The sequence below is a fragment of the Glaciecola sp. HTCC2999 genome, from assembly GCF_000155775.1.
In the GTDB taxonomy this organism is placed as follows: domain Bacteria; phylum Pseudomonadota; class Gammaproteobacteria; order Enterobacterales; family Alteromonadaceae; genus Opacimonas.
In genome coordinates, this window is record NZ_DS989811.1 from 1 (window position 1) to 8,836 (window position 8,836).

The window sequence follows — 8,836 nt, forward strand, 5'->3', positions numbered from 1 at the left end:
TCAACTGGTAAGATAAATTAATATTACTCTTATGTGATGGTTTGATTGCAGGTGTTTCAGGCGCAACTGATGCCACAGATGAAGTTACATTCGATGAAGAACTAGCTGTCTTAATTGGAGAGTGAGAAGTTGATACCGCAGGGTGTTCTGCTACAGCTACGGTTTTTTTCACTAATACATCTAATATCAAACGAGGTGGCTTTTGGGCACCCGTGTGATATTCAGTAATAAGGTGACTAATTTGATCTAGATATTTATCTCTTACCCAATCTAAGACAAAGCGATTGGGTGCAAATAACGTGATCGTAGTAATATGATCACCTTCTTTGGATAATTCAGCTTGAAGTGGTCTTATCCACATATTGAATTGCTGCGTATCTAAATCTAACGATAAACGATCTAGGCACTGTTCCCAAAGCTGCATAATTATCCTTAAAAATATTAATTGTGATTAAGTATACGCTTATACATTCCACTATCAATAAAATTTCTATTAATAACTCTCAACCCTATGTTTTTAAAGTGATTTTACTTGTGGATAAAATGGAAATTATGATAAATATAGACGGTTAATTACCTCTAAAACTTATTATTTATAAAAAATCAGTGCGTATAAAATATAATTGACCGCTTATCTGTGGATAAAATGCAAACGCGAATTCTAGAGAATAAACTGATTATGTGTAAAAAAGGATGTTTTTTTACACTATGGCCATGTTTAATCGTTGACAAAAATAGATTTGATCTCTATTATTGCGCGTCCTTTTACAGCGGTATTGATGAATTTCGTGTGATGGGTTACAAAAACGTTATTAAAATAGTGATAATGTTTTGACCGATACCACCATTTTTCACGCATTGTGTTTAACTAAACTATAGAGACTCTGGTAATGAAAAGAACATTTCAACCAAGCAATTTAAAACGCGCTCGTTCACACGGTTTCCGTGCTCGCATGGCAACTAAAAACGGTCGTAAAGTACTTGCAAATCGTCGTGCTAAAGGTCGCGCACGCTTATCTGCATAATACAAACACATAACGTTTATTAAAGTGGGTAACGTATCGTTCACTCGGGAGTTACGACTGTTAACTCCGGCCCACTTTAGTTATGTATTTGCGGATGCTGTTCCAGCTCCCTCCAAACATATTACTATTCTTGCTAGAAAAAATTCAAATTATACTCATCCCCGATTAGGTATAACCATTGCCAAAAATCGTGTGCGTAAGGCGCATGATAGAAATCGTTTAAAACGAGTTATCCGTGAAAGTTTCCGTCATCATCAGCATTTTCTTCCAAATGTTGATATTATCGTGATCGGAAAGAGTAATCTTGATACTCTTAGCAACCAAGAATTTAACGCACTATTGAATACGCTATGGAAAAAACTCAAAAAGCGCTGCGAAAAGTAGTCACGCTACCTTTCATTGCACTTATCAGGTTTTACCAAATCGCTATTTCTCCTTTTTTAGGAAATAATTGTCGATTTCATCCAACTTGTTCACAATATGCTTTAGAATCAATTAAGACCTATGGATGTATAAAAGGTGTTTGGTTATCGAGCCGTCGCATATTAAAATGTCATCCGTTTCATCCAGGTGGGATTGATCCCGTACCTGATAACAACAAAAACCATAAACCTGATTAAGAGACCATCATGGAATCACAACGTAGTTTTATGCTTATAGCCCTAGCACTTGTCAGTTTTTTACTGTGGCAAGAGTGGCAGACAGCATATGGACCAAAAGCGGTCACGCCAGTTGAACAAACTGAGCAAAAAGCATCATTAACAGAAGCCAAATTTGTCGCCAGCAATGTGCCATCCGATTTAGCACAAACAGGAACAAATACTAATTCAGTACAAAATACTGCTGCAGATGTCCCTGCTAACATGGCAAATGAACCTACTGTCCCTGTGGTGCGAAACCAATTAGGTCAGAGCGAACGTTTTGTTGAAGTGACCACTGATACTTTACAAGTGACAATTGACTTATTAGGTGGTGATGTTGTTAAAGCTAACCTGATTAAATATCCAATCACTGAAGGTTCAAATGATGCATATAGTTTATTACGTCCAAACGCAGCTGCCTTATATGTAGCGCAAAGTGGTCTGATTGGCGCTAATGGTCCGGATGCAAATCCTGACGGCCGTCCTTTGTATACTTCACCGATCATGCAATACACCCTTAATAATGACTCACTTTCTGTGCCATTAAGTTGGGTCGGTAGTAATGGCATGCGTATTACTAAAACGTTCGTGTTTACCCGTGGTAATCATGCAGTTGAATTACAGCAAACCATTACTAATGGCTCAAATGACACGATTATTGTTCAACCCTATGCCCAGCTAAAACAGACGTTTACCTTACCTGAAGGTAACATGTTTATGCCAACCTACCGAGGTGCTGCTTATGGTACAGAGCAAGAACAATATCAAAAGTACTCGTTTGGTGATATCGAAGATGAAAGTTTACGTATAGCAACACCCGCTGGCTGGATAGCCATGATAGAACATTATTTTCTATCAGCTTGGGTACCTCCACAAGATAAAACGAATACCATTTATACCCGCGCTATTGGTACAGAGTATGCCACTATTGGTTACACTTCAGAGCCAGTGAGCATTGTTTCAGGTGCTGAAACACGCCTAGATAGCCTGTTATACCTAGGTCCTAAAGACCAAGATACTTTGAAACAGTATGCAAAAGGGTTAAACCTAACCGTTGATTATGGTTTCCTTTGGTTTATTTCTGAGTGGTTATTCTGGTTACTACAAATGATTCAAGGTGTCGTTGTTAACTGGGGTGTTGCAATCATCATCATCACGATTATCGTAAAAGGCATCATGTACCCATTAACCAAGAAACAATATGAGTCAATGGCTAAGATGCGTGTCCTTGGTCCTAAAATGACTCAGCTTAAAGAGCGTTTTGGTGATGATCGTCAAAAAATGTCACAAGCGATGATGGAATTGTATAAGAAAGAAAAAGTAAACCCGATGGGTGGCTGTTTCCCTCTATTACTACAAATGCCTATCTTCTTAGCGTTGTACTGGGTATTTCTCGAAAGTGTTGAATTACGTCACGCGGACTTTGTGTTCTGGATCACTGATTTATCTACAAAAGATCCGTACTTTGTATTGCCTATCCTCACTGGTATATCAATGTGGGCATTACAAAAACTACAACCAATGACTGTCACAGATGAAATGCAAAAGAAAATCATGCAATTCATGCCGATCATGATGACTATCTTCTTTATGTGGTTCCCATCAGGTCTAGTTTTGTATTGGTTAATCAGTAACGTTATTACACTTGTCCAAGCAAAACTTATCTATGCATCAATGGAAAAACGTGGCCTCAAAGCAAGTTAATCTAAACAGATGAATATGAAAGCCGTTTGAAGCAATACCTATATTGCAATATTCAAACGGCTTTTTTTATGGCTGTATTGTACTTGTACCCTAAAACCACCGTATAATATGTAAGATAAGAAATTAAAAAGGAACTACTATGCCATCGTTTGATATTGTTTCAGAAATTAATAAAGTTGAAGTGTCTAATGCGGTTGATAACGCAAATAGAGAATTAGCTACAAGATTTGATTTTCGTGGTGTTGAAGCATCGTTTGAGTTAGTTGCCGAAACCGTTGAAATGATAGGTGAAGGTGAATTCCAACTTAAGCAAATGATGGATGTATTACGTAATGCATGTGTCAAACGTGGCGTGGATACCGCTTCTATCGATATGCAGGATATAGACCGCAGCGGTAAATTACATAAACAAAAAGTAGTATTTAAAGAAGGTATTGATCAACCAACTGCTAAGAAAATTGTGAAACTGATCAAAGACGCTAAAATGAAAGTTCAAACAGCGATTCAAGGCGATAAGCTCAGAGTGACGGGTAAAAAGCGAGATGATCTACAACAAGTAATGCAATTAGTTAAAGGCGCTGACTTAGGTCAACCTTTCCAATTTGAAAATTTCCGCGATTAATTAATGATGACTGCACTCGAACAGCAAGAAACTATTGTTGCCCAAGCCACCGCTATTGGTAAAGGTGGTGTGGGTATTATTCGAGTATCTGGAGCAGATGCTACTGCTATTGCAATTGCTATATTAGGTCACTGCCCTGCTCCACGTCACGCATATTATGGCAATTTTCATGACAATGACGGTACCGTATTGGACCAAGGCATTGCATTATACTTTCCTAATCCAAACTCTTTTACAGGTGAAGATGTCCTGGAACTACAAGGACATGGTGGTCAAATCATCATGGATATGCTGATCCAAGCCATTTTAAAACAACCGAATGTTCGACTTGCTCGCCCAGGTGAATTTTCTGAACGTGCCTTTTTAAATGATAAACTCGATCTCGCTCAAGCTGAAGCAATTGCCGATCTCATTGATGCGACTTCTCAACAAGCTGCACGCAGTGCATTGCGTTCATTACAAGGTGAATTTTCCCAACGAATTCACACTCTGGTAGAAGAAATCATTCATTTACGTATGTATGTTGAAGCAGCCATTGATTTTCCTGAAGAAGAAATCGATTTTTTATCAGATGGAAAAGTACAAGGTGATTTACAGCATATTGTAGAAACCTTAGCACTTGTTCAACAACAAGCCAAACAAGGCACTATTTTACGCGAAGGTATGCAAGTCGTGATCGCGGGTCGCCCTAACGCAGGCAAATCCAGTTTACTCAATGCTCTATCTGGTCGTGATGCTGCTATCGTCACTGAAATCGCAGGAACCACTCGTGATGTATTATCAGAACATATACATATTGATGGAATGCCTCTTCACATTATAGATACGGCAGGATTACGTGACAGTCCTGATGTAGTGGAACAAATAGGTATAGAACGGGCTTGGCAAGCAATAAATGATGCTGATCGCGTTTTATTCATGGTGGATAGCACTGAAAGCGATAGTTCAGATCCTCATCAAATTTGGCCTGAATTCATGGCAAAACTCCCTGACAATATGGGTGTCACTATTATCAAAAATAAAGCTGATTTAAGTGGACAACAAATAGGTTATGATAACAACCATGGTTATCCAACATTTACCATCAGTGCAGCAAATAAAATAGGTATAGAATTAGTGAGTGCTCACTTAAAAGACTGTATGGGGTTTAATACTACTAGTGAAGGTCAGTTTATCGCACGTCGTCGACATGTATTAGCAATAGAAACAGCAGCAAATCATCTTCACACTGGCAAATCTCAACTTGAAGAGCATTTTGCTGGAGAACTACTCGCTGAAGAACTACGTTTGGCGCAATTAGCATTAAATGAGATCACTGGTGAATTTAGCTCTGATGATTTATTAGGGAAAATATTTTCATCGTTTTGTATAGGTAAATAATTGTAGGGTCAAACTATGTCAAATCATGTACGCCCGGTTCAGATCATCATTGGTTCGGTATTAGGTGCCACTGAATATGTGGCAGAAGCTATTAGTGAAGCTTGTATTAAACACAATATCCCAACACAATTACATTTTTCACCCTCACTATCTGATATTCCTACTGATGCAACTTGGATAATCTGTACTTCTACACATGGTGCAGGAGAATTACCTGATAATATACAAAGTTTTCATGCATCATTGAGTGATAAACAGTTGTCAAACCAAGCATTAGTAGTGGGGTTAGGTGATAGTTCTTATGATACATACTGCCAAGGCGCTATCATTATGAGTAATGCATTAACCAATGCTGGAACTACATTACTTCATGCGCCTTTTTTAGTAGACGTATTACATCATCAAATTCCAGAAGATGAAGTTGTTGAATGGATCACGCCTTTATTATCAGAGCTGAGCCACAATAGTGACCAATAATACGATGAATCAAGCTGAACTCGCTGCGCTTAAACAACCGATTAGTCATTATGCAAGAGTCTTGTATTGTTTGTATTTACGCCCTAACGCACATGACATTACGGGTGCCACAGCGCCCATTAAGAATAAAGCGATTGGCGAGCTTCTCAGTGATCCTCATACAAGGTTTACGCAAGGTCGACAAATTAATAATGTCATAAGTGAATTAGTAGAAGCTGGATTAGTGGCAATTAATCCAAAAACAGATCTATCGCGCAGTATTCAAGACCAACGCCTTGTATTACCCTTGCTCAACATAAAAGATGATAAGTTTGAAGCCTTACATAATAATACTATAAGTATGCATCTTAAATGGTTACCTGATCAATTGTTATACAAGGAATTAGCCGCTATGGTAGGATTATTGGCTACAGACTATGACTTAGAAGATGTAGGTGAATTTATAACGTATTGGATGGGACGACCACAAAGTCGTTTTACCCCGTTTCAATGGACACAAAAATTTGTATTGCAACGTAAACAAGCAGCACAGCGTCATAATGTGAAAAACACAAGTATGGTTATTGGCAGTCAACAGATTAGTACAAAAGCGAATGTTATCGTTGATGAAAAAGCTCGTGAGTTAGTTAACAAATACCAACCTAAATCGTAACAGTAAGGATCCACAGTGGATAATATTGCAGATAAGATAGACCGTTTGGCCAAGACACTAGGCAAACGCAGCCCTAACGAAACTGAATATATTAGTTACCAAACCTTGCGTAGTGATTATGAAGCCAAAGCCAATGCAGAAATAAAACAACTACAACATGCCAGTAAACGTGAGCGCATCGCATCACTTCACGGGTCTGCTGATTTAAATCCAAATTGGCGTTTTGAGACATTAGTTAATGATGCAGATGATGTGAATGAAGCAATCAATATCGCACAATCATTTATTACTGCATACAACGACCCTGATTTTCGCAAAGATAGTTCTCATATGATGATTTTTCATGGTGATTATGGTCGTGGAAAATCACATATGGCGGGCGCTATTGCGCATGAACTTATCGAAAAATATGAAACAAGTGTATTATATCGACAACTCAGTTCTCTTTTGGATATGCGTTTATTTTCGTATGATTTTAATGCTACAGACAATGCCGGTGAACGGTTTAGAAGTCTTCAAGCGGACTTATTGAGCGTCGATCTATTAATTTTAGATGAAGTATGTGTAAATGAAACTATGCTCAAAAAAAATGCTCAAAGCTGGCTAGGAAATCTATTGCGACAACGTTTTGTGAATCATAAAAATTGTATCCTTATTACTAATCATGATTTAAACGACCTCGAAGTTGCACTGGGTAAATACTGTTCTGAATCCATCAATGAATATAATAAATATAAAGTTCATTTCACCGGTCCGAGTCGTCGGGAACCATTAAGCCCTAACCCTATTTCAACAACACCGGTAACAAGGTCTAGTCAAAACTCACCGACACCGGTCCAAGCACCAAAATCAAACTATCAACCTGGACAAGACCTCTATAAATAAAAATATTGGTGATTATTCAATCATAAATGATTGAATTTATGTAAATACCATGTAAAATTCACAATACTTAATCGATTAAGATTTAAATTGGAATATAGACATGTCAATTAAAAACCAAGTACAGCTCATTACATATGTGGATCGCCTTACCAATGGTGATCTGAAAAAACTTCATCAATTACTAAATAACGAGTTAGAAAGTTTATTTGGTGGTGTTCATTTATTACCTTTCTTTAATCCTATAGATGGTGAAGATGCTGGATTTGACCCAATCGATCATACTGAAGTAGATGAGCGCATTGGTTCTTGGAAAGACATTGAAAGCATGGGTGAAAAGTATGACATAATGGCAGACTTGATTGTTAATCATATTTCCGCCCAATCACCGGTTTTCCAAGATGTATTAAGTAAAGGTTCTGCTTCAGAATATTTTGACCTTATTATGACCAAGGAAAAAGTATTTGGTGATGCAGTAACTCAAGCTGATATTGATAAAATTTACCGCCCTCGCCCAACACCTTGCTTCACACCTATGACTTGTAAAACTGGTGAAGTAATGAATGTATGGACAACGTTTACCGATAATCAGATTGATATTGATGTGACAGGTAAGCAAGGCCAAGCCTACCTTAATTCAATATTAGATACTTTCGAGCAGAACAACATCAAACTTATCCGTCTTGATGCCGCTGGATATGCTATCAAAAAAGCAGGTACAAATTGTTTTATGCTTGATGAAACTTTTGATTTTATCAATGCTTTATCAGCACAAGCCAATGAACGTGGAATGAGCTGTTTAGTGGAAATTCATTCTTATTATAAAACTCAAATTGAAATTGCTAAACGATGTGAAGCTGTCTATGACTTCGCTTTACCACCATTAGTGCTTCATACTTTATTTAATAATGATGCCCAAGCCTTATACGATTGGTTAAGTATTGCTCCTCGCAACTGTGTTACTGTTCTAGATACTCATGATGGTATTGGAATTGTTGATGTAGGACCTGAAGGTGATAAACCAGGTTTATTAACACCAGAACAAATTGATAACTTAGTTGAAACTATACACACTAAATCTAAAGGTCAAAGTCGGTTAGCAACTGGGGCTGCTGCAAGTAACGTTGATTTATATCAAGTTAACTGTACCTACTTTGATGCATTAGGAAGTAATAAACAAGATTACCTTCTAGCTCGAGCAATCCAATTTTTTGCGCCAGGGATACCACAAGTATACTATGCAGGTGTCTTAGGTATACAAAATGATATGGAATTATTAGCAGAATCAAAAGTAGGTAGAGATATCAATCGTCCTTACCTAAATGAAGAAAAATTAAAGACAGCCTTAGAGAGTGATTTTTTTGCAGCTATGCAAGTGTTGATAACACTTCGTAATAATCACCCTGCTTTTAATGGCGACTTCTCTATTAGTCTATTAGATAATCTCTAACAA

The 8,836-nt window shown here is 37.6% G+C and carries 11 protein-coding genes; 10 read left to right on the plus strand and 1 reads right to left on the minus strand.

Annotation, left to right across the window (positions count from 1 at the left end):
* The coding region (locus G2999_RS12870) for a DnaA N-terminal domain-containing protein (RefSeq protein ID WP_010179015.1) at positions 1-424 on the minus strand (424 nt) is incomplete at its 3' end.
* Positions 425-890: 466 nt separating this feature from the next.
* Here G2999_RS12870 and rpmH point away from each other — a divergent pair.
* The 10 genes from rpmH to gtfA all read left to right on the plus strand — a co-directional run bounded on the left by rpmH (position 891) and on the right by gtfA (position 8,833).
* Positions 891-1,025, plus strand: coding sequence for a 50S ribosomal protein L34 (gene rpmH / locus G2999_RS04055; protein WP_010179018.1), 135 nt, complete (start codon positions 891-893; stop codon positions 1,023-1,025).
* A gap of 24 nt (positions 1,026-1,049) precedes the next feature.
* Complete coding sequence (gene rnpA, locus G2999_RS12800) at positions 1,050-1,409, plus strand: ribonuclease P protein component (protein ID WP_010179020.1); 360 nt, start codon at positions 1,050-1,052, stop codon at positions 1,407-1,409.
* Positions 1,376-1,645, plus strand: coding sequence for a membrane protein insertion efficiency factor YidD (gene yidD, locus G2999_RS04060; RefSeq protein WP_010179022.1), 270 nt, complete (start codon positions 1,376-1,378; stop codon positions 1,643-1,645). The genes rnpA and yidD overlap by 34 nt, the downstream gene beginning before the upstream one ends.
* A 9-nt stretch (positions 1,646-1,654) precedes the next feature.
* Complete coding sequence (gene yidC / locus G2999_RS04065; RefSeq protein ID WP_010179025.1) at positions 1,655-3,370, plus strand: membrane protein insertase YidC; 1,716 nt, start codon at positions 1,655-1,657, stop codon at positions 3,368-3,370.
* Between the two features lie 139 nt (positions 3,371-3,509).
* Positions 3,510-3,992, plus strand: a complete 483-nt coding sequence (locus G2999_RS04070; protein WP_010179026.1) for a YajQ family cyclic di-GMP-binding protein — start codon at positions 3,510-3,512, stop codon at positions 3,990-3,992.
* A gap of 3 nt (positions 3,993-3,995) precedes the next feature.
* Positions 3,996-5,372 carry a tRNA uridine-5-carboxymethylaminomethyl(34) synthesis GTPase MnmE gene (gene mnmE, locus G2999_RS04075; RefSeq protein ID WP_010179028.1) on the plus strand — a complete coding sequence of 459 codons (1,377 nt, stop codon included), beginning with the start codon at positions 3,996-3,998 and terminating at the stop codon, positions 5,370-5,372.
* Between the two features lie 15 nt (positions 5,373-5,387).
* A complete protein-coding gene (locus G2999_RS04080; protein WP_010179030.1) occupies positions 5,388-5,849 on the plus strand; it encodes a flavodoxin domain-containing protein in 462 nt (153 codons plus the stop codon).
* A complete protein-coding gene (locus tag G2999_RS04085; protein ID WP_010179032.1) occupies positions 5,839-6,501 on the plus strand; it encodes a DnaT-like ssDNA-binding domain-containing protein in 663 nt (220 codons plus the stop codon). The genes G2999_RS04080 and G2999_RS04085 overlap by 11 nt, the downstream gene beginning before the upstream one ends.
* Positions 6,502-6,516: 15 nt before the next feature.
* Positions 6,517-7,386: an ATP-binding protein gene (locus G2999_RS04090; RefSeq protein ID WP_010179034.1), complete on the plus strand. Its 870-nt coding sequence runs from the start codon at positions 6,517-6,519 to the stop codon at positions 7,384-7,386.
* 100 nt (positions 7,387-7,486) lie between these two features.
* A complete protein-coding gene (gtfA, locus tag G2999_RS11795; RefSeq protein ID WP_010179036.1) occupies positions 7,487-8,833 on the plus strand; it encodes a sucrose phosphorylase in 1,347 nt (448 codons plus the stop codon).
* The last annotated feature ends 3 nt before the right edge of the window (positions 8,834-8,836 follow it).

Coding starts and splice junctions, on each gene's coding strand:
- G2999_RS04070 (WP_010179026.1), top strand. CDS start 3,510: ATGCCATCGTTTGATATTGTTTCAGAAATTAATAAAGTTGAAGTGTCT.
- rpmH (WP_010179018.1), top strand. CDS start 891: ATGAAAAGAACATTTCAACCAAGCAATTTAAAACGCGCTCGTTCACAC.
- mnmE (WP_010179028.1), top strand. CDS start 3,996: ATGATGACTGCACTCGAACAGCAAGAAACTATTGTTGCCCAAGCCACC.
- yidD (WP_010179022.1), top strand. CDS start 1,376: ATGGAAAAAACTCAAAAAGCGCTGCGAAAAGTAGTCACGCTACCTTTC.
- gtfA (WP_010179036.1), top strand. CDS start 7,487: ATGTCAATTAAAAACCAAGTACAGCTCATTACATATGTGGATCGCCTT.
- G2999_RS04080 (WP_010179030.1), top strand. CDS start 5,388: ATGTCAAATCATGTACGCCCGGTTCAGATCATCATTGGTTCGGTATTA.
- yidC (WP_010179025.1), top strand. CDS start 1,655: ATGGAATCACAACGTAGTTTTATGCTTATAGCCCTAGCACTTGTCAGT.